Raw genomic sequence first — 21,147 nt, 5'->3', positions numbered from 1 at the left:
CGCTACTCACATCTCCCAGCTCGCGGGAGATGTCGGAATGCATCACGATTCACCAAATAGAAAACGCCGCCGCGTTCGACACGCGGCGGCGCTTTGTTTCCGTGCAGATCAACGGCAGACGCGGCGCGGTCCCCACGGCGTCGGCCGCACCCAGCAGGTGCGCGGGCCGTAGACGCCGTAGCCGTAGGGGCGATAGACGCGCGGGGCGGGCCGGCAGCGGCCCCAGCGGTCGGGGAACCAACCGGGACCACAGCCGCCGGCGACGCGCTCGACATTGCTGTCCGGAGCAGCCGGCTGGGCTGGCAGCGTGAAGGCCTGCGCGGCCGACGCGCCCAACATGACGGTCGCGGCGAGCAGGGCGGAGGTGAACAGATTGCGCATTGCAGTGCGGTCCTCTCGTTGGTTTCGAAGCAGTGCAGTCCTTAGACGTCGTCGGGCAAATTTTGGTTTCGCAATATTTTCGAGGTCTCGAAACCTCTTCCCAGTACCATAGAGCTCTCGACGACGCCGGTCGCCCGATGCAGCTCTGCCGATCATGTGGCGCATCGCTGCAGTGTCGACGCCATCGTGCGGTCTTCTAGCAGACATTCGCTGCAAGGAACATGAACGATCAGCGACGCGTTCCGCTGGCTTTCGTCGCAGGCGGCATCATTTTCCGCCTTGCTGCGCCTTTGCGTCCTTCAACGCCGTCCTGCAGCCGTCGGAGAGCTTGTCGAACTTCTCGATCATGCATTGCTTGATGCGGCCGCCGCCCGGGATGATTCCAGTACAGAGCGTACGCACATCGTCGCCGCAGGCCTGGCGCATGGCGCTCCTGTCCTGAGCCTGGGCGGCGGTGCTGGAGATGACTATCAACAGCAGCGGAAGCAGCTTGTGCATGATCGATGATTCCTCTCTCGCCGCGGCCGACGCGCCGGGCCTCGTGAGGCGGTTGTCTCGCCGATGAATTTAGCGGGCATATGTCGACCGTCGCCGCAACGTGTAACGGTTCGTATCACGAGGTCACTGCGCAGAGCGCAAGCGTCCGCCTGCCGCCGGGGTCGTCGTCGACCACGGCGGCGCTCGTGCCGCCATTCCCTCAAGCGTGCACATCCGAGGCACTGCTGCGCAGCTTCTGCAGCGCGTGATCGACGCTGTGGAACACGCGCTCCCGGGGCAGCACATCGTACAGGCCGAACCGTTCGAAGGCCGCCTGGGCCCGCAGCGACTCCAGCCGCGCCACCGCGAACACGATACCGGCCTCGTTGCAGATATGGATCACGTCGCGCAGGGTCTGCGCGGCGGTGAAATCGATCTCGACGATGGCGCTGGCCTCGAACACCACCAGCCGCGGCTTGCGGCTGCGCAGCAGGCGCTGCATGTCGGCGCGGAACGTCGCCGCATTGAGGAAGCTGAGCGGGGCCTGGAAGCCGACCACGGCGATGTCGGACAGTTCCTCGCCCTTGATCTGCGGATGCGCCGGCCACCAGATCGTCGTGTCCGGCACGCGCTGGAAGGCGATGAGGTGGGCGCGCGTCGTGCTCCAGATGCCGTGCAGCAGCGACAGCGCGATGCCGAGCGCGACGCCCTGCTCGATCGGCAGTGCGACGATGGCCACCGCGGTGGCCAGGATGAGCAGGAACTCGCCCTTCGACGCACGATAGACGCTCGTGATCTGCGCGACGCGGATGATGCGCAGCGCGACGAACAGCAGCACGCCGCCGAGCCCCGCCTCCGGGACGTTTGCAAGCAGCCGGGCTCCGAACAGCACGAGCAGCAGCACGATCCCAGCGGCGAGCAGGCCCGCGACCTGCGACCGGCCGCCGGTCTCGACCACGATGCCGGTGCGCGGTGGACTCGCATTGACCGGAAACGCGCCGAACAATCCGGCCAGCAGGCTGCCGGCACCGGCGCCGAGGAAGTCGCGGTCGACGTCGGCCGCGCGGTCGGGATCGGAAGGGAACGAGCGCGTCGTCGCCGACGTCTGCACCATCACCACGACCGCGATCAGGAAGGCGAGCGGAACCAGCTTCGCCCATTGTTCCGGCCCGATCAGCGGCACGGACGGCATCGGCACCGTGCCGGCGATCTCGCCGATGACGGGCACGCCGCGTCCCCGCAGCCCGGCCGAGAGCACGAACAAGGTCGAGGCCGTAAGCGCGATCAGCGCGCCGGGAATGCGGGCGCTGATCCGCTCGCAGACCGTGATGGTCGCGAGCACGCCGAAGCCGATGAGCATCGTGTACCCGTTGGCCTTGCCGAGTTCGCCAGCGAGGGTGGCGATCCGCGCCAGCGTTGGCCCGCTCGGTGACGGCAGGCCGAGCACGCCCGGCAATTGCGAGACGATGATGTGAACGGCGATGCCGGCCAGGAAGCCCACGGTGACCGGCACCGACAGCAGGTTGGCGATGCCGCCGAGCCTGAAGCCGCCGGCCAGCACCAGCATGACTCCGACCAGCAGCGCCAGCGCCGCAGCGAGGCTGCCGTATTCAAGCGTGCCGCTGGCCGCGAGCAGCGCCAGGCCGCCGGCGAAGATCGGCGTGATCGTGGAATCGGCGCCGCAGGACAGGAAGCGGTTGGCGCCGAACAGCGCGAACCCCAGCGATCCCGCCATGAAGGCGAAGAAGCCGGTCTCGGGCGTGAAGCCGCCGAGCTTGGCGGTCGCCATCTGCTCGGGGATCGCGATCGCCGCCAGCGTCAATCCGGCGGCGAGATCGGCGGGCAGGGCGCTGATCCGCCAGCCTCGCAGCGAGCGGAGCATCGGCCAATGATGGTTGCCGTCGTGGCGTGGTTGCTCGATCATGTCGATGTCTCCAAGCGCATCACGGTCGATGTGTTCGTCCGCTCACGCAAGATCGCGATCCCAGGGCGGCTCCGGCGCGAACGCCGCGGCGAGGTGGTCTATGAAGGCGCGCACCTTGGCCGATGGCGTGCGGTCCGGCAGATAGACGGCGTGCACCGCCAGCAGGTCCGACGGCGGCGCGTCGAGCGTCAGCGGCACCAGCCGGCCCGCGCGGATGTCGTCGCCGACGATGAAGGTCGGCTGGTAGATCACGCCCTGTCCGGCCAACGCCGCCGCGAGCAGCGCATCGCCATTGTTGGCGCGCAGATTGCCGCTCACGGTGACATCGACCGCGGCTTTGCCGCCCATGCGCCAGCGCGACGGGCCGGCCGCCGCCAGCGTATAGCCGAGGCAGTTGTGACCGGCGAGATCGGCCGTGGTGCGCGGTGTCCCATGCACGGCGAGATAGGACGGCGCGGCGCACACCATCATCCGGCACGGCGCCAGCCGCCGCGCCACCAGGCTGGAGTCCTTGAGCGTGCCGATGCGGATCGCGAGATCCCAGCCTTCCTCGATCAGGTCGACCAGCCGGTCGTTGAGGCCGAGCTCGACGCTGACGCCGGGATAGAGCGCGGCGAAGCCGGCGAGCAGCGGCGCGATCTGGCGCGTGCCGAAGGCGAGCGGGACATTGAGGCGCAACAGCCCGCGCGGCTCGACGCGGTCGGCCGCGATCGCGCTCTCGGCCGCCTCGAAGTCGCCGAGCACGCGCTCGGCAAGGTCGAGATAGCGGCGTCCGGCCTCGGTGATGGTCAGCCGGCGCGTGGTGCGGTGAAACAGCTTGGTGCCGAGTCGCGTCTCCAGCGCCGCGAGGTGTTTTGTCACCATGGTCGGCGACATGCCGAGCAGGCGGGCCGCGCCCGACAGGCTTCCGCAGCCGGCCACCTTCGAGAGCACCTCCAGTCCGGTCAGCCGGTCCAACACTGGATCATCTCACTCTTGGAGTGTGAACTGATTTTCCATTGTAGCGGATTATCGTCTGAGGGGAAATGATCCATATGGCGGGAAGTCCCCACGGAGGTCCCGATGATCGATTCCCGTACTGCGCCTTATGCCGCGCTCCTGCTCCGCCTCACTCTTGGCGGGCTGTTCCTGGCCCATGCCAGCCTCAAGCTATTCGTCTTCAGCCCGGCCGGCACCGCAAAGTTCTTCGGCAGCATCGGCCTGCCGCCCGAGCTGGCCTATCTCGTGATCGCCGCCGAGATCCTGGCCGGCATTGCCCTGATCCTCGGCATCGCCACCCGCTGGGTCGCGCTCGCCGCCGTGCCGATCCTGCTCGGCGCCATCTTCACCGTGCATGGCTCTGCCGGGTTCTTCTTCAACAATCCGAAGGGCGGCTGGGAGTATCCGGCGTTCTGGGCCGTCACCCTGGTGATCCAGGCCCTGCTCGGCGACGGCGCCTATGCGCTGGGCAGCCTTCGCAGCGGCCTTGCCGGCGGGCAGTTGCGCAGCGCGCATTGATCGTCATGGTTGGTTGACTGCCGCGACAATCTCAGTGTCGTCCCCGCGAACGCGGGGACCCATAACCACAAGCGGACTTGGGTCGAGCACGCTGGTCGACGCGCAGCCTGCCTCAAACGTCGATCCCGCGGTATGGGTCCCTGCTTTCGCAGGGACGACGGCTGTGGGTTGGGTTGACAGGTGGACATCCCTATATCGCCCGAGGAGAGATGACATGACCCTGCCCAGCATCTTCCTGTCGCACGGCTCGCCGATGCTGCCGCTCACGGATTCGGCCGCCCGTGACTTCCTCGTCGGCCTCGGCGGCAGCCTGCCGCGGCCGAAGGCGATCCTGGTGATCTCGGCGCATTGGGAGACCGACATCCCCGCCGTCAATGCGGTGGCCACCAACGAGACCATCTACGACTTCTACGGCTTTCCCCGCGAGCTCTATCAGTTGCGCTATCCCGCGCCGGGGGCGCCCGATCTCGCGCAGGCCGTCGCGGCGCGGTTGCAGGCGGCCGGCCTGCCGGTCGGCATCGACCGCGAGCGCGGCCTCGATCACGGCGCCTGGGTGCCGCTGCTCCTGATGTACCCGCAGGCCGACATTCCGGTGCTGCAGCTCTCGGTCCAGACCGAGCAGGGCCCTGCGCATCATCTCGCGCTCGGCCGTGCGCTGGCGCCGCTGCGCGAGGAGGGCGTGCTGATCATCGGCAGCGGCAGCTTCACCCACAATCTCGGCGAGTTCCGCAAGCGCCGGCTCGACATCGACGATCCCGCGCCCTCCTGGGTGGTCGACTTCGCCGACTGGGTGCACCAGGCCGCGATCGAGGGCCGCGTCGACGATCTCGTCGACTACCGCCGTCTCGCCCCGCATGCGCGCGACAACCATCCGACCGACGAGCACTTCCTGCCGCTGTTCGCCGCGCTCGGCGCCGCCGGCGAGGGCGCCCGCGTGGAGCGCCTGCACAACAGCGCCAATTACGGCGTGCTGCGCATGGACGTGTATGCGTTCCACGGCGCAGACGAGGCGAAGGCTGCGGCGTGAGCCGTTGACTTGTTAGTTCGATCTGCATCTGCCCGTCGGGCCCATTTTGCCCGACGGGTTACTTTGTCGCAGACGATTTCGCTTGCGTCGTCGGGCAAATCACCGCGATCCTTCCGCGCATCCCGCCTCACTTGCGGAGGGGCGTTGCGCGCGATCGTCACGACACGCGAGGCGGGGAGCGGTGGCCGCGAGAACTCGCAGCATGTCCTTTCGATGTGCGGACGAACGAAGCTCTTGCGGACGTGAAGTTGCAGGGTTCTGATACCTCGACGCTGGTATCACCGCGCAACGCGTGAAACGCGTTGTCGCGCATGGCGGCCAACAAGCCGAGCGCCAGGAAGCCTGCATATAAGCGTGAAGACCATCGCGCAGGGAGGGCCGGGCGATCTCGGCTGAACCTGTGGTACCTGCCGCCTGCATTTTTTTGAGCAGGCGGGCCACGGGCGCGGCCAGCGCCCGGCCTTCCCTGCGCCCTCCTGATTGATGAGGGTGAACGGACGTTGCACAGCCCGGGCATGTCATGCCGCGGAATTGCAGACGCGCGTCTGTTCGATCGATGGATTCAAGCTGTCGCCACAATCGTCATTGCGAGCGCAGCGAAGCAATCCAGAATCTCTCCGCGGCACGAGTCTGGATTGCTTCGCTGCGCTCGCAATGACGAAGGAGAGGAGCTGCCTCCAATCTGTGCGCCGCACACATGACCTCGGAGGTAACTGACACGGGATGGCGCGGCGTAGAAAATCCTTGACCCCTCCGCATGCAGATGATGCGAAGGATGCACCAGGGAGTGAAACAACCATGCGCCTGCCGTTCTATTATGGCTGGGTCATCGTCGCCGTGACCTTCGTGACGATGGCGATCGGGGTCAATGCGCGCACCGCGTTCTCGCTGTTCTATCCGCCTGTTCTCGCCGAATTCGGCTGGGACCGCGGCGTCACCGCCGGCGCGTTCTCGTTCGGCTTCGTTGCCTCCGGAATCGTCAGTCCGCTGATCGGACGGCTGATGGATCGCACCGGCCCGCGGGCCGTAATGGAGCTCGGCGTCGCGCTGATGGCTTGCGGACTGTTGCTGGCGCCGCTGACCTCGCAGCCCTGGCATCTCTACCTCACCATTGGCGTGATGGTCGGCGCCGGCAGCGTCTGTCTTGGCTATTCCGGCCAGTCCCTGTTCCTGCCGAACTGGTTCATTCGCCGCCGCGGGCTGGCGATCGGCATCGCCTTCGCCGGCGTCGGCGTCGGCTCGATGACGCTGTTGCCGTGGGTGCAGCACATGATCGCGCAGACCAACTGGCGCACGGCCTGCACCGCGATGGGCATCGTCGTGCTGGTCGTGCTGGCGCCGATCAATCTCTTGCTGCGCAAGAAGCCGGAGGAGATCGGCCTGCGCCCCGACGGCGACGCCGCGCCGCTCGCCCACGCGGCCAAGCCGGTGTCCAACGTCGTCGACGCCGCCTGGGCCGGCACCGACTGGACGTTGTCGCGCGCGCTGCGCACGGGCCGGTTCTGGTGGCTCGCGCTGGGCTATTTCTTCGGGCTCTATGTCTGGTACGCGGTGCAGGTGCACCAGACGAAATACCTGCTCGAGATCGGCTTCAGCTCGAGCGTCGCGGTGTGGGCGCTCGGGGCCGTCAGCCTGCTCGGGATTCCCGGCCAGATCGCGCTCGGCCATCTGTCGGACCGCCTGGGGCGCGAGGCGGTGTGGGGATTGGGCTGTCTCGGCTTCGCGATCTGCTTCGCCGCGCTGATCGCGCTCAAGGCCGCGCCGTCGCTGGTGCTGATCTACGTCATGGTGGCGACGCAGGGCGCGCTGGGCTACGGCCTGACCTCGGTGATGGGCGCGGTCGCGCTGGAAATATTCCAGGGGGCGCATTTCGGCAGCATCTTCGGAACGCTGATGTTGATCGGGCTGTGCGGCGGCGCAGCGGGGCCGTGGGTGACCGGCGTGCTGTATGACTACACCCTGAGCTACACGCCGGGCTTCGTGATCGCCTTCCTCGGCGCCTTCGTCTCGGCGGCGGCGATCTGGATCGCGGCCCCCCGCCGGGTCCGCCTCGTCGCCGGCCAGTTGCACAGGTTAAAGACGGCGGGGGCGGCGGCATGATGTGTGATCGGGGCCGACTTGCCATCGCGCCGCGGCCGTGAGCTAATCGGCCAATCCAGGGAGAGGAACCCCATGAACGAGCATGTCCAGGCCGCCAAGGCCGCGCCGCTGTTCAATCCGCTGTCGCCGGAGTTCATCCGCGACCCCTATCCCTTCTATGCGCAACTGCGCGACAACGATCCGATGCATGTGACGCCGTTCGGCGCGTTCCTCGCCAGCCGGCACGCGGAATCGAGCCTGGTGCTGCGCGACAAGCGCTTCGGCAAGGACTTCGTCGCGCGTTCGATCCGGCGCTACGGCCCCGACATCATGAAGGAGCCGGTGTTCCAGAGCATGCGGCATTGGATGCTGCAGCAGGACCCGCCGGACCACACCCGGCTGCGCGGCCTCGTCGTGAAGGCGTTCACGGCGCGGCGGGTCGAGGACATGCGGCCGCGCATCCAGGAGATCGTCGACCGCACGCTCGATCAGGTGATCCCGCAGGGCCGGATGGATCTGATCGAGGATTTCGCCTTCAAGCTGCCCGTCACCGTGATCTGCGACATGCTTGGGATTCCCGAGGAGCATCGCGAGGCGTTCTACAAGAGCTCGCGCGAGGGCGGCCGCCTGCTCGAGCCGGTGCCGCTGTCCAAGGCCGAGATCGCCGAGGGCAATGCCGGCAATGCCGTGTCCAAGGCGTATTTCCAGCACCTGTTCGAGCTGCGCCGGAAACATCCGGGCGACGACCTGACGACGCAGCTGCTGCAGGCCGAGGAGGATGGTGCCAAGCTCAGCCATGAGGAACTCACCGCCAACATCATCCTGCTGTTCGGCGCGGGACACGAGACCACGGTCAACCTGATCGGCAACGGCCTGCTGGCGCTGCACCGCAACCCGGAGCAGCTGGCGCTCTTGAAGGCGCGGCCGGAGCTGATCACGAACGCGATCGAGGAATTCCTGCGCTACGATTCCTCGGTGCAGCTCACCGGGCGGGTCGCGCTCGAGGATATCGAGGATCTCGGCGGCCGGCGGATTCCTGCGGGCGAGAGCGTGCTGTGTCTGCTCGGCTCGGCCAACCGCGATCCCGCGGTGTATCCGGACAATCCGGAGCAGCTCGATATCACCAGGCCAAACGTGAAGCCGCTGTCGTTCGGCGGCGGCATCCATCATTGCCTGGGCGCGCAGCTTGCCCGGATCGAGGCCGAGATCGCCATCGGAACCCTGCTGCGGCGGCTGCCGGAGCTGAAGCTAGACGATCCGGACAACCCGGACTGGCGGCCGACCTTCGTGCTGCGCGGCCTCAAACGGCTGCCGGCCCACTGGTAACCATCTTCGTCAACGGAGTTGTCCAACGCCCCGGAAAGACCGACAGCGCTGTGACTTCGCCATACTTAATCCTATATGATGCAGCGCTCCGGTATCGATGCCAGTGGGCCGCGGCCGCATTGGTTTTAAGGTTGGGACGCCGGAGCGTTGTCCTTTGAGGGAGACCCCGTGCAGACGACCCTGCTCGGCTTGGCGATTGCCTTCATCCTTGCGCTCCTTGCTGCGCTGATCGGCCCGTACTTCGTCGACTGGAACCAGTTCCGGCCGCAGTTCGAGGCCGAGGCGGGCAAGATCATTGGCGTGCCCGTGCGGGTCGCCGGTGCGCTGGACGCACGGCTGTTGCCGACGCCGACGCTGCGGCTGCGCCAGGTCACCTTCGGCGGCGCCAACCACCTCGGCAAGCTGCGCGCCGACAAGCTCGACGTCGAATTCAGCCTCGGCGACCTCATGCGGGGGCAGTGGCGGGCGAACGAGCTCACCATCGGCGGCATGGCGGCCGATCTCGGCCTCGATGCCAAGGGTCAGGTCGACCTGCCGGCAGCCTCCGGCCGCTTCGATCTGGCCGCGCTCGCCATCGACCGGCTCAACCTCACCGGCCGTGTCGCGCTGCACGACGCGGCCAGCCGCTCGACGCTGGAACTGACCGACATCGTCTTCTCCGGCGACGTGCGTTCGCTGGCCGGTTCGCTGCGCGGCGATGGCGCGGTGTCGATCCGCGGCGGCCGCTACCCGTTCCGGGTGTCGTCGAGCCAGGACAAGGACTCCAACGGCCTGCGCGTCCACCTCAACATCGACCCGGGCGAGCGTCCCGTGATGGCCGACATCGAAGGCCTCATCAGCTTCCCCAACCGCTCGCCGAAGTTCGAGGGCGCGCTGACGCTGTCGTCGCCCCCGAAGGAGCAGGGCGCCGACAACGACAAGCCCGCCCAGCCTGTGAAGGAGCCATCCGCAAAGCAGGCTCAACAGGCCAAGGCGGGTCCGCTGAACCAGGCCGGCGCGACGCCTTGGCGCATCGCCACCAAGATCGTCGGCGACCAGGCGTCGGCCAAGCTCGACCAGATCGAGGTCAGCTTCGGCCAGGAGGATCGCTCGCTCAAATTCGCGGGCAGCGGCGACGTCCGTTTCGGCGCCGCCCCCGTGCTGAAAGCCTCACTGTCCGCACGCCAGCTCGATGCCGACAAGCTCCTGGCCGGCGGTGACGACATCAAGGATCGACGGGCGATCGCGCCCGCGCTGGTGCTGCCGGCGCTGCGCAATTGGATCGCACAACTGCCGACCCTGCCGATGCCGGCCAACGTGCAGTTCGCGACCGAGCAGATCATGCTTTCCGGCCGCCCGGTGCAGAACTTTACTGCCGACCTCCACAACGAGCCTTCGGCATGGAGCCTCGAAAAGGTCGATCTGCGCGCGCCCGGCTCGACACGGCTGACCTTCCGGACCATCGGCATCTCGACCTCGGTCACATCGGGCTTCACCGGCGCGCTTGATCTCGAATCGTCGGAGCCCGACACGCTGGTGGCCTGGCTGCAGGGCCGCAGCGACAGCAGCTATCGCACGCAGCGTCCGCTGCGGCTGCGTGGCGACCTCAACGTGGCGCCGGAGCGGGTCGCGATCGACAGCCTCAAGGCCGACATCGACGGCGGCTCCGTTGATGGACGCGTCGCCCTCGTCAACCGGCCAGCGGGGCCGGGCTCGCGTTTCGAGGCGGTGCTGAAGGGCGATCGGCTCGATCTCGACGCGGCGATGGCCGTGACCCGTTCGCTGGTCGGCGTTACCGGCGAGTGGCCGGCGGAGGCCAGCGTGGCGCTGGACGTCGGCCGCGCCAAGCTCAGCGGCCAGGAGCTGCGTCCGCTCACCGCGCGCTTTTCCTACGATCCCAAGACCATCGCCATCGACCAGATCAAGTTCGGCCAAAGCAGCGGCGTGACGAGCGAGGGCTCCGGCCGGTTCGATCGCGCCGATGCAACCGGGCGGCTGGTGGTGACCTCGATGGCCGGCTCGCTCAAGGAGATCACTGCGCTGGTGCAGCCGCTGGCGCCGCAGATCGCCGCCCGCTTCGATGCGCTCGGCACGCCTGCCGGTGCCGCCCGGCTGAAGCTCACGCTCGATCTCGCCAAGGATCCGGCCAATGCCGATCGCAGCCAGGCCAAGGCGGTGCTCGATCTCGACGCGCCGCAACTCAAGGGCTCGGCGACGCTGACGGCAAAACCGTCGGCGGCGGCGCTGCGCAGCTTCGAGCTCGATGCGATCGATCGAACCGAGCTTGGAATCGAGAGCCGGGTGTCGTCGGAGCAGGGCAGTGCCGTGCTGGCGCTGCTCGGACTCGATCGCGTCGCGGCGGCGGGCAACGGTCCGGCCCAGTTCGACGCCAGCGTGACCGGCGGCTGGCGGACGCCGCTGCGGGTGAATGCGAAGCTGTCAGGCGCCGGTCTCGATGGCGATGCGCAAGGCTCCGTCGATCCCTGGGGCGACACCGCCAAGGCCAACGTCAATCTGCGCCTGCGCAGCGCCAACCTGTCGCCGTTGTTCGGATTGAAGCCGCAGGATCCGGCGGCGCAGAACATCCGGCTGTTCGGCCGTCTTGGTCTTTCCAACAATCGCGTGACGCTCGACGACATCGACAGCACGGTCGGCGGATCGCGGCTGCGTGGCCGGCTCGCGCTGGTGCTCGATGACGACAAGCAGATCGACGGCGAACTCGGGCTGGACGCGCTCGACGTGCCGCAAGTGTTCTCGGTGCTGATCGGCGGGGCCGGGCGTGAGTCGGCCGAGCCTTTGGGCGCCGGTCTCTTGAAGGGATGGCGCGGACGCGTCTCGTTTCAGGCCCTCAGCGGCGCCATTCTGAACGGCACTGATCTGCGTCCGCTGGGCGGCGCCATCAAGAGCGACGGCCAGTCGCTGACCATCGAGAATCTCAAGGGCAAGCTCGGCGGAGGCGACGTCAACGCGACCGTGGATGCGCGCTCCAACGCGAATGGTCTCGTCCTGAACGGCCGCGTCGAGTTGGCCGGCATTGACGGCAACGCGCTACGCTATCACAGCCTGAAGATGCCGGCCGGCAAGGTTTCGGCGCAGATGACGCTCGCCGCCGAAGGACGCAGCGTGCAGGCAATGATCAATGCGCTCTCGGGCAATGGCACGGTGACGCTTGACAATGCGGCGCTCCCCAATCTCGACCCGCGGGCGTTCGATGCGGCGTTGCGCGCGGCCGACGCAGGCCAGGTGAGCGACGACGGCAAGTTGCGGCAGGTGATCGAGCCGGTGCTGGCATCGGGGACGTTGCCGGTCACGGCTGCGCAGATCCCCTTCATCATCCGCGATGGCCGGCTGCGTGTCGGCGCCACCACGCTCGAAGCGCAGGGCGCCCGTGCCATCGTCTCCGGTGGCTTCGACATTCCGGCCGATCAGGCCGACATTCGCGTCAGCCTGAGCACGAGCACGGTCGGCAATGCAAATAGCCGTCCCGAGATCCAGCTGTTCGTGGTCGGGACGTCCGAGGCGCTGACGCGCGCGGTCGACGTCACCTCGCTGTCGTCGTGGCTGGCGGTGCGTGCCATCGATCGCGAGACGCGGCGGCTGGATGCGATCGCGCGCGGCGAGGTGCCGCCGGCCTATCCGTCGTCGACGGCGTCGCTGCCCGGTGCACCCGAGGCTGGCCCGGCGGCACCGAGCGCGGCCGACGTGCCGCTGCCCGGTCGTGATCCGCGGCGCGAGCCGCGCACCAAGCTCGGTGGTCCGCGCGCCGTCGTGCCGCCGCTGACCCCGCCGCTCTCGGCTCCCGCCCCTGCGCCTCAGCCGGCGGCACCGATGGCATCGAGCCAGCCGCAGGTCGCGCCCTTGCCGCCGCCGGTCGAGATCAAGCCCGCGCCGGGTGCGCTGCCGCCGCGCCCACGGCCGGTGCCGCGTCCGCCGGTCGTGCTGACGCCGCCGGGCAGTCCATGATGCCGGCTGACGGCGTGCGGAGACCGCGCCGATGATGACCTTGCGACAGGTCGAGGTCATTCGCGCGGTCATGGTGACGGGCACCATCAACGGCGCCGCGCGCCTGCTGAAGGTGTCGGCACCGGGCGTCAGCCGTCTGGTGAAATACACCGAGCGCTCGCTCGGCATCCGCTTCTTCCAGCGCCAGAACGGCCGCTACTTCCCGACGCCCGAGGCGCAGAACATCTTCGAGCAGATCAACAGCGTCTACGAGAAGGTCGACGATCTCAGCTACATCATCTCCAACATCGGCCGTGGCGCGCTGTCGGAACTGCGCGTCGGCTCGGTGCCCAGCATCTCCCAGGTGATGGTGCCGCGCGCGATCGAGCGCGTCCGCCGCCGCTATCCTGATTTGGGCATCGACATCAACATCCTCAAGATCGAGGAGGCGATCGACTATCTGATGCTGGGAAAGGGCGAGTGCGTGGCGATGAGCTACCGGCTCGATCATTCCGGGCTCGAATTCCTGCCGCTGGCCTCAGGCGAATTGTTCTGCATCGTGCCGCCGGGACACGAGCTCGCCGGCCGCAAACAGGTCTCGGCTGCCGAGATGACGCGCTATCCGCTGATCGGCATCGATCCCAACGACCCCTACGGCCGGATCATGGCCGAGATCTTCGCGCGCAACAAACTCAGCTACAATATCTCGATCAAGGCGCGCTTTGGCACCACAGTTTGCGCGCTGGTGAAGGCCGGGCTCGGCATCGCTGTGATCGACCAGTTCACGGTCGCGCATGGCGGCTATCCCGGCATTGAGTTGATCAAGATCGCCGAGCCGACGCGGTTCGACACCTACATCGCGGTCAAGCGCGGTACGCCGCTGTCGCTCTACGCCGAACACTTCATCGACTGCTTGCGCGCGGAGATGCGCGCGCTGGAGCCCGGCCGACGTCAGGTGGCCAAACCGGCGAAATCCGGTGGCGGCAAAAAATAACATGATGTTAGGTTCAGCCGATATTTGAGTAATTGTGTTAGCGAGCGGACGCGCTATCGTCTGCAACGAAATCCGCGCGTGCGGCGCTCGCACGTCACAGCAGCAAGAGACAAAAGCGAACGTGCCTGATCTTTCCGCGCTCAAAGCCCGAAAATTCCTGACCGGCTTGATCGGTGCCCCGATCGCGCATTCGGCCTCTCCCGCCATGCACGAGCACGCCGCGGCGGCGCTCGGCGTGCGCTGCCATTATCAGCTGATCGAGGTCGCCGGCGCGGATCGTGCCGGACTGGCGATGCTGCTGGAGGGCGTGCGCCGGCTCGGCTTTGCCGGCGTCAACGTGACCTATCCCTACAAGGAAGCCGTGGTCGAGCTGCTCGACGAGTTGGCGCCGAAGGCGGCGGCGATGGGCGCCGTGAATACCGTCGTCGTCCGCGACGGCCGGCTGATCGGCCACAACACCGATACCACCGGCTTCGAGCGCGCGGTGGCGCCGCTGGTCAGCCAGAGCCATCGCGGCGTCGTGGCGCTGATCGGGGCCGGCGGAGTCGGCAAGGCGATTGCCTTCGCACTTGCGAACCTCAAAGTCGCTGGGCTGCGGATCTATGACACCGAGCGGGCGCGCGCCGCGAAGCTCGCGAGCCTGCTGCCTGCCGGCACCACGGTGACTGTCGTCGACAGCGTCGAAGACGCGCTTCAGGGAGCGGTGGCTGTCGTCAACGGCACACCGATCGGGATGCTGCCGAACCGCGGTACGCCGGTGCCGGATCACTTGCTGCGTGCCGACCTCTGGGTCGCCGACGCGGTCTATTCTCCGCTCTGGACTCCGCTGCTGAAAGCCGCCAGGGCCAAGGGCGCTCAGGTCCTGCTCGGCCGCGAGCTCGCGATCTACCAGGCCGCGGACGCCTTCGAATTGTTCACCGGCCTTGTGCCTTCGACCGAGGCGATGGGGGCGGCCTTCGACAATCACATGGCGGAGAGATATCCGGCGGTTGACGCCGCCTGAGCCGACCGCCAATACGCGGCGGAACAAGTCGTTCAAGCAAGAAACGCAAACAAGCGTTTAGAGCAGAGGAGGAAACAACGTGAGATCGATCATCCTGGCCGGACTGTGCTCGGCCGTGCTGCTGTCCGGAGCCGCCTACGCGCAGTCCGGTGCCCCCATCAAGATCGCCAACGTCGCCGAGCTGTCCGGCGGTGGCGCGACCGTCGGCACCAACTGGAAGAACGGCATCGACCTCGCGGTCGAGGAGATCAACGCCAAGGGCGGCATTCTCGGCCGCAAGATCGAGGTGAGCCACGCCGACTCGCAGTCGAACCCCGGCGTCGCCCGTGCCCAGGTGCAGAAGGCGCTCGACGCCGAGCCCTATGTGCTGCTCGGGCCCGGCTATTCCGGATCGGTGAAGGTGACGGCGCCGCTGGCGGCCGAAGCCGGCATCACGCAGATCATGGGCGGCGAGGCGGCCGAGCTGACGCAGGCCGGCAACAAGTTCCTGTTCCGCACCTCGTTCGGCCAGCAATCGTCGATGCCGAAGGTCGCCAAGTACATCAACGACGAGATCAAGGCGAAGTCGGTGGCGGTGGTCTGGGTCAACAACGACTTCGGCCGCGGCGGACGCGACGTCATCACCAAGGAGTTCAACCGCCTCGGCATCAAGGTCGCGGCCGACCTGTCGACCGAAGCCGGCCAGGCCGACTTCGCCGCCGACGTCAGCAAGATCAAGGCGGTCGCGCCGGATGCCGTCTTCATCTATGTCAACGAGGAAGAGAGCGCGCGCATCCTCAAGGAGATCAAGCGCCAGGGCGTGACGGCGCCGCTGATCGGCGAGACCACGCTGGTCGGCCAGAAGGTCATCGAGCTCGCCGGTGATGCGGCCAACGGGGCTCGCGGCCATGTCGGCCTCACCACCGATGCGCCGGTCGAGGCCATCAAGGCGTTCCGCGACCGCTTCGTGAAGAAGTACAACTACGTGCCCGACCATAACGGCCTGAAGGGCTATCTCGCCATCTACATGGTCAAGGCCACGACCGAGAAGATGGGCAAGGTCGACTCCAAGGCGTTTGCCGATACGCTGCACGGCCTGACCATCAAGACATCGGCCGAGCCGAACATCCTGATGGACGTCACCTTCGATCAGAATGGCGACATCGATCGCCAGGGCTTCCTGGTCGAGGTGGTCGAAGGCAAGCAGGTCGTCAAGCAGGTGCTGCCGAAGCTCAACTGAGGACAACGGTCGACCGGCGGCGCCGGAGGGGATGCCAGTGCCGCCGTCACCCAAAGGCTTAGGGGGAAACGATGTCCAATCTGCTCGACCTGATCGTGGCGGGTCTCGCCACCGGCGCCATCTACGCGCTCGTTGCCGTCGGCTTCACCTTGCTGTGGCAGACCTCGCAGACCATCAACTTCGCCCAGGGCGAGTTCGTGATGCTGCCGGCCTTCCTGATGCTCGCGGTGATGCATCTCGGCGCGCCGTTCTGGCTCGCGGTTCTCGTCGGCATCCTGTTGTCGGCACTTCTGCTCGGTCTCGCCTTCAAGATGCTGCTGGTCGATCCGATGCTGCGGCATGGCGTGCTGCCGCTGGCGATCGCCACCATGGCGCTGGCGGTCGGGATCAAGGAGGCGGTGAAGCAGTTCTTCAGCGCCGAGGCCTCGCCTTTCCCTTCGATCGTGCCGGTAGGTGACGTCACCGTCCTGGGCCGGGCGATTTCGCTGCAGAGCCTCGGCGTGCTCGCCGTCGCGATCCTCGCGGTCGTCGGATTGACCACGCTGTTGAACCGCACCTCGCTCGGCCATCAGATGCAGGCGGCCGCGCAGAATCCCACGGTGGCGCGCATCATCGGCGTGCCCGTCGAGCGTATGATCCTCCTGACCTTCCTGATCAATGCCGTGCTGGTCGCGCTGGCGTCGCTGCTGATCACGCCGATCTATCTCGCGAAGTTCTCCAGCGGCGAGGTGCTCGGGCAGGCGGCGTTCATCGCCGCGATCGTTGGCGGCTTCAACCAGGTGCGCGGTGCCATCGCCGGCGGTCTCCTGATCGGCGTCGTCGACAACCTCGCCGCGGCCTACGTCTCCACCCAGTATCGCGCCGCCGTTCCGATGGTGCTGCTGATCCTTGTCATCCTGTTCCGGCCGCAGGGCCTGCTCGGACGCGCCGAGGAGCGCACGGTATGAGCAAGCACAGCAGACTGCTTCTCGCCGCGCTGGCCGTCGTGGTCATTGCGGGTCTGATCATCATCCCGATGAACTTCAACCGCTACGGCCTGTACATCCTGAGCCAGTGGGCCGTGATGACCATCGCCGCGATGGGATTGAACCTCACGCTTGGCTACGCCGGGCAGGTGTCGCTGGCGCAGGGCGCCTTCGTCGGCATTGGCGCCTATGGGGCGGCGATCCTGACCACGCATGGCTGGCCGCTGATTGCCGCGCTCGGCCTCGTCATCGTGATCTGCTTCATCGTCGGCTGGCTCCTCGGCTATCCGGCGCTGCGCGTGCAGCATCACTATCTCGCCTTCGTCACGCTCGCGTTTTCGACACTGGCGTTCCTGGTGTTCCGCAACGAGAGCTGGCTCACCAACGGCATCTACGGCATCAGCAACATTCCACGTCCCGACATCTTCGGCTTCCCGACCCGCAAGCCGCTGCCGTTCTACTATCTCTGTCTCGGCTCCCTCGGCCTCGTGACGCTCGCGATGTGGTGGCTGATCCGCTCGCCCTGGGGCCGCGCCTTCATGGCGCTGCGCGAAAATCCGATCCGGGCGCAATCGCTCGGCATCGACACCCGACGCTACACGCTGATGGCGTTCGCGATCGGCTCGGCGCTCGGCGGCATCGCCGGCGTGCTCTATGCGCCGCTGACGCAATATGTCGATCCCGTACCGTTCAACCTGCAGCTCTCGCTCGATCTCCTGATGATGGTGATCGTCGGCGGCGCCGGCTTCATGCTCGGGCCGTTCCTTGGCGCCATGATAGCGGTGCTGCTGCCGGAGTGGCTGCGCTTCGCGGAAGGCTATTATCTGATGCTCTATGCGGCCGCCGTGATCGTGCTGCTGATCTATTCGCCGAGCGGCATTCTCGGCATCCTCGACCGCTATCTCAGCTCACGGCGAACCCAGGCGGCGTCCGCGCTGCGTGCGGCGGCTCAATCCAAGCTGGAGGCCGCGCGATGACCGCAGTCCTCGATGTTCGCGACGTCAAGAAGAGCTTTGGCGGCATCACCGCCGTCAACGGCGTCAGCTTTGACGTGCAGGAGGGCGAGATCCTCGGCCTGATCGGCCCCAATGGCTGCGGCAAGTCGACCTTGTTCAACTGCATCCTCGGCCAGCTGGTGCCGAGCGCGGGCGAGGTCAGGGTCGATGGCAAGCTCGTCACGGGCCAGCGCCCGTCCGAGCTGAACCGCCTCGGCGTCAGCCGCACATTTCAGCTGCTGCAGGTGTTCCCGAAACTGTCGGTGCGCGACAATCTGATCCTCGCGGGCCAGGAGCATCGCGGCAGCATGCTGTCGCGCCTGTTCGGCCCGTCGGATGCGGGGCTCACGGAGACGGCCGATCAGATGATCGGCTTCTTCAAGCTTGAGCATCTCGCCAACGAGCCGGCCGGTGGCTTGTCCTATGGTCAGCAGAAGCTGCTCGATGCCGCCATGGCCTTCATGGGCGGCCCGCGGCTGGTGCTGCTCGACGAGCCTGCAGGCGGCGTCAACCCGACTATGCTGGGCGACCTCAAGGAGCGGCTGATCGCGATCAACCGCGAACGCCGCGCCACCTTCGTGGTGATCGAGCACAACATGGAGTTCGTGATGTCGCTGTGCTCGCGCGTCATGGTGATGGCGGAGGGCAAGGTGCTGGCGATCGGCAAGCCCGACGAGATCAGGGCCAACCCGGCCGTGATCGAAGCCTATCTCGGACATTGAGGAGACGGCGATGAGCGATCCCATTCTCGACGTCCAGAACCTCGTCGGCGGCTACGGCAAGATGACGATCCTCAACGGCACGACCTTCTCGGTGCCGGCGGGCTCGATCACCACCGTCATCGGTCCGAACGGTGCCGGCAAGTCGACCGTGTTCAAGGCGATCTTCGGCCTGCTCAAGCTGCGCGAAGGCAAGGTGGTCTTCAAGGGCCGCGACGTCACCGGCTTGAGCCAGCGCGCGCTGCTCGGCGCCGGCATCTGCTACATCCCGCAGGGCCGCAACATTTTCGGCGAGCTGTCGGTCCGTCACAATATCGAGCTCGGCGGCGTGGCCGCACCGCGCGAGTTCGATCTGGCCGCCCGTGTCGAGGCGGCGCTCGACGTCTTTCCCGTGCTGCGCAGGAAGGCGGACCGGCAGGCCTCGACCCTGTCAGGCGGCGAGCAGAAGCAGCTCGAGATCGCGCGCGGGCTTCTGCTCGAGCCGCAGCTCGTGCTGATCGACGAGCCCTCCATCGGCCTGTCGCCCTTGATGGTGCAGCAGACCTTCGACATGCTGAAACAATTGCGCGACCGCGGCGTCTCGGTGCTCCTGATCGAGCAGAACGCGCGCTCGGCGCTGGAGATTTCCGATTACGGCATCGTGCTCGAGCTCGGCCGCACCCGGATCATCGACAAGGCCGACCGCGTGCTGGCCGATCCGCGCGTCGGCCAGCTGTTCTTGGGCGGCGCGATGGAGGAGACCGCGGCATGAACCTGCGCTCGATCGCAACGGTCTCCATCTCAGGCGCGCTCGACGAGAAGCTCAAGGCGATCGCCGCCGCCGGCTTCGATACGGTCGAGATCTTCGAGAACGATCTCGTCGCGTTCGGGATGCGGCCGCGCGAGATCGGGCAGATGTGCCGCGACCTTGGGTTGTCGATCTGCGCCTATCAGCCGTTCCGCGATTTCGAGGGCATGCCGGAGCCGCAGCGCGCGCGCAACTTCATCCGCGCGGAGCGCAAGTTCGACCTGATGCAGGAGCTCGGCACCGATCTGCTGCTGATCTGCAGCAGCGTGTCGCCGGCCTCGCTTGGCGGCATCGACCGGGCCGCCGCCGATTTCCACGAGCTCGGCGAGCGCGCGGCCAAGCGCGGCCTGCGCGTCGGCTACGAGGCGCTGGCCTGGGGCCGCCACGTCCATGACTATCGTGACGCCTGGGAGATCGTGCGCCGCGCCGATCACAAGGCGATCGGCGTCATCCTCGACAGCTTTCATGCGCTGGCGCCGGCGCTGCCGACCAACGCGATCCGCGCGATTCCGGCCGACAAGATTTTCCTGGTGCAGCTTGCCGATGCGCCGAAGCTCGAACTGGATGTGCTGTCCTGGAGCCGGCATTTTCGCAGTTTTCCGGGGCAGGGCGATCTGCCGGTAGGCGCGTTCATGGAGGCGGTCGCCGCGACCGGCTATTTCGGGCCGCTGTCGCTGGAGATCTTCAACGATCAGTTCCGCGCCGGCTCGGCGCCGCGCACCGCGCTCGATGGCATGCGCTCGCTGCTGCTGTTGCAGGACGACCTCGCTGGAAAGACGCCGGCGTCATCGGCCGCGCGCTTCGAGCCTCGGGTCAAGAGCCACGGCATCGGCTTCGTCGAATTCGCGGTCAGCGAGGACAAAGCGGAGTCTCTGGCGAGACTGTTCGGACAGCTTGGCTTCCGCAAGACGGGGCGTCATCGCAGCAAGGCGGTGCAGCGCTGGTCCCAGGGCGCAATCGAGTTGGTGATCAACTGCGAGCCGGCCAGTTTTGCGCATTCACACTACGTCACGCATGGGGCTGGTGTCTGCGCGTTGGCGCTGGACGTCGACAGTGCCGCTCGTGCCATGGCGCGGGCGCAGTCCTTGAAGACGCGCACCTTCACCCAGCCGGTCGGGCCGGGCGAGCTGGAGATCCCGGCGATCCATGGTGTCGGCGGCAGCCTGCTGTACTTCCTGGATACCCACGGGCGGCACTGGGACGTCGATTTCGAAGCCGTCGCCAGCGACAAGAGCACCGACCGTCTCGTCGCGGTCGATCACATCGCCCAGTCGATGCCGCATGAGGAGATGCTGTCCTGGCTGCTGTTCTATGCCGGGCTGATCGACTTCTCCCGCCTGCCGCAGATGGAGATCGCCGATCCCAGAGGCCTCGTGCAGAGCCAGGCGATCGTCAACGGCGATCGCAGCCTGCGCTTCATCCTCAACGGCTCCACGGCGACGCGCACCTTGTCGTCGCGCTTCATCTCCGAGTTCTTCGGCTCCGGCGTCCAGCACATCGCGTTCTCCTGCGACGACATCTTCGCGGCCGTGGCCGAGATGCGCGCCCGTGGTGCCGGCTTCCTCGACATTCCCGACAACTATTACGACGATCTCGAAGCCAAGTATGATCTTGCGCCCGAGACGATCGCAGCGCTCCGTGCCAACGAGATCCTGTACGACCGCGACGGCGACGCCGAGTTCTTCCAAGTCTACACCCATATCTTCGAGGAGCGCTTCTTCTTCGAGATCGTGCAGCGGCGCAACTATCAGGGCTTCGGTGCGGCCAATGCCGCGATCCGGCTGGCCGCGCAGGCCCGCGAGGTACGGCCGGACGCGATGCCGCGGCTTTAGC

At 67.0% G+C, this 21,147-nt stretch carries 17 protein-coding genes; 13 read left to right on the top strand and 4 right to left on the bottom strand.

The window, feature by feature from the left end; genetic code table 11:
* Positions 1 to 108 precede the first annotated feature (108 nt).
* From ACQR03_RS18645 to ACQR03_RS18630, 4 genes are all read right to left on the bottom strand, one after another.
* A complete protein-coding gene (locus tag ACQR03_RS18645) occupies positions 109 to 381 on the bottom strand; it encodes a GCG_CRPN prefix-to-repeats domain-containing protein (RefSeq protein WP_315713392.1) in 273 nt (90 codons plus the stop codon).
* A 267-nt stretch (positions 382 to 648) separates the two neighbouring features.
* Positions 649 to 879 (bottom strand): hypothetical protein, encoded by a 231-nt coding sequence (locus ACQR03_RS18640; protein ID WP_315769129.1) that lies wholly within the window; start codon positions 877 to 879, stop codon positions 649 to 651.
* A 199-nt stretch (positions 880 to 1,078) separates the two neighbouring features.
* Positions 1,079 to 2,782 (bottom strand): SulP family inorganic anion transporter, encoded by a 1,704-nt coding sequence (locus ACQR03_RS18635; protein ID WP_316226143.1) that lies wholly within the window; start codon positions 2,780 to 2,782, stop codon positions 1,079 to 1,081.
* A 42-nt stretch (positions 2,783 to 2,824) separates the two neighbouring features.
* Entirely contained in the window at positions 2,825 to 3,742 is a 918-nt protein-coding gene (locus ACQR03_RS18630) for a LysR family transcriptional regulator (RefSeq protein WP_315713389.1), read from the bottom strand.
* A gap of 102 nt (positions 3,743 to 3,844) precedes the next feature.
* Here ACQR03_RS18630 and ACQR03_RS18625 point away from each other — a divergent pair, with 102 nt between their 5' ends.
* The 13 genes from ACQR03_RS18625 to ACQR03_RS18565 all read left to right on the top strand — a co-directional run bounded on the left by ACQR03_RS18625 (position 3,845) and on the right by ACQR03_RS18565 (position 21,146).
* Entirely contained in the window at positions 3,845 to 4,279 is a 435-nt protein-coding gene (locus ACQR03_RS18625; RefSeq protein ID WP_315713388.1) for a DoxX family protein, read from the top strand.
* Positions 4,280 to 4,493: 214 nt separating this feature from the next.
* On the top strand, positions 4,494 to 5,306 hold the full coding sequence (locus ACQR03_RS18620; protein WP_315713387.1) for a DODA-type extradiol aromatic ring-opening family dioxygenase: 813 nt from the start codon (positions 4,494 to 4,496) through the stop codon (positions 5,304 to 5,306).
* A 798-nt stretch (positions 5,307 to 6,104) separates the two neighbouring features.
* Entirely contained in the window at positions 6,105 to 7,406 is a 1,302-nt protein-coding gene (locus tag ACQR03_RS18615) for an MFS transporter (protein WP_316174240.1), read from the top strand.
* A 72-nt stretch (positions 7,407 to 7,478) separates the two neighbouring features.
* Positions 7,479 to 8,711 (top strand): cytochrome P450, encoded by a 1,233-nt coding sequence (locus tag ACQR03_RS18610; RefSeq protein ID WP_316183986.1) that lies wholly within the window; start codon positions 7,479 to 7,481, stop codon positions 8,709 to 8,711.
* Positions 8,712 to 8,879: 168 nt separating this feature from the next.
* Positions 8,880 to 12,653 carry an AsmA family protein gene (locus ACQR03_RS18605; protein ID WP_434841416.1) on the top strand — a complete coding sequence of 1,258 codons (3,774 nt, stop codon included), beginning with the start codon at positions 8,880 to 8,882 and terminating at the stop codon, positions 12,651 to 12,653.
* A gap of 31 nt (positions 12,654 to 12,684) precedes the next feature.
* Positions 12,685 to 13,626, top strand: coding sequence for a LysR family transcriptional regulator (locus tag ACQR03_RS18600; RefSeq protein ID WP_315713383.1), 942 nt, complete (start codon positions 12,685 to 12,687; stop codon positions 13,624 to 13,626).
* A gap of 121 nt (positions 13,627 to 13,747) precedes the next feature.
* Positions 13,748 to 14,629, top strand: coding sequence for a shikimate dehydrogenase (locus ACQR03_RS18595; protein WP_316169795.1), 882 nt, complete (start codon positions 13,748 to 13,750; stop codon positions 14,627 to 14,629).
* A 79-nt stretch (positions 14,630 to 14,708) separates the two neighbouring features.
* Positions 14,709 to 15,848 carry an ABC transporter substrate-binding protein gene (locus ACQR03_RS18590; RefSeq protein ID WP_434841415.1) on the top strand — a complete coding sequence of 380 codons (1,140 nt, stop codon included), beginning with the start codon at positions 14,709 to 14,711 and terminating at the stop codon, positions 15,846 to 15,848.
* 71 nt (positions 15,849 to 15,919) lie between these two features.
* A complete protein-coding gene (locus ACQR03_RS18585) occupies positions 15,920 to 16,795 on the top strand; it encodes a branched-chain amino acid ABC transporter permease (RefSeq protein ID WP_315755128.1) in 876 nt (291 codons plus the stop codon).
* Entirely contained in the window at positions 16,792 to 17,790 is a 999-nt protein-coding gene (locus ACQR03_RS18580; protein WP_316201751.1) for a branched-chain amino acid ABC transporter permease, read from the top strand. The genes ACQR03_RS18585 and ACQR03_RS18580 overlap by 4 nt, the downstream gene beginning before the upstream one ends.
* Entirely contained in the window at positions 17,787 to 18,530 is a 744-nt protein-coding gene (locus ACQR03_RS18575) for an ABC transporter ATP-binding protein (RefSeq protein WP_316192843.1), read from the top strand. The genes ACQR03_RS18580 and ACQR03_RS18575 overlap by 4 nt, the downstream gene beginning before the upstream one ends.
* 10 nt (positions 18,531 to 18,540) lie before the next feature.
* On the top strand, positions 18,541 to 19,278 hold the full coding sequence (locus ACQR03_RS18570; RefSeq protein WP_316201752.1) for an ABC transporter ATP-binding protein: 738 nt from the start codon (positions 18,541 to 18,543) through the stop codon (positions 19,276 to 19,278).
* Positions 19,275 to 21,146, top strand: a complete 1,872-nt coding sequence (locus ACQR03_RS18565; RefSeq protein ID WP_316201753.1) for a bifunctional sugar phosphate isomerase/epimerase/4-hydroxyphenylpyruvate dioxygenase family protein — start codon at positions 19,275 to 19,277, stop codon at positions 21,144 to 21,146. The genes ACQR03_RS18570 and ACQR03_RS18565 overlap by 4 nt, the downstream gene beginning before the upstream one ends.
* The last annotated feature ends 1 nt before the right edge of the window (position 21,147 follow it).

The organism is Bradyrhizobium sp. HKCCYLS3070, assembly GCF_051167575.1.
In the GTDB taxonomy this organism is placed as follows: Bacteria; Pseudomonadota; Alphaproteobacteria; order Rhizobiales; family Xanthobacteraceae; genus Bradyrhizobium.
This window is presented reverse-complemented; position numbering and strand designations above follow the sequence as displayed.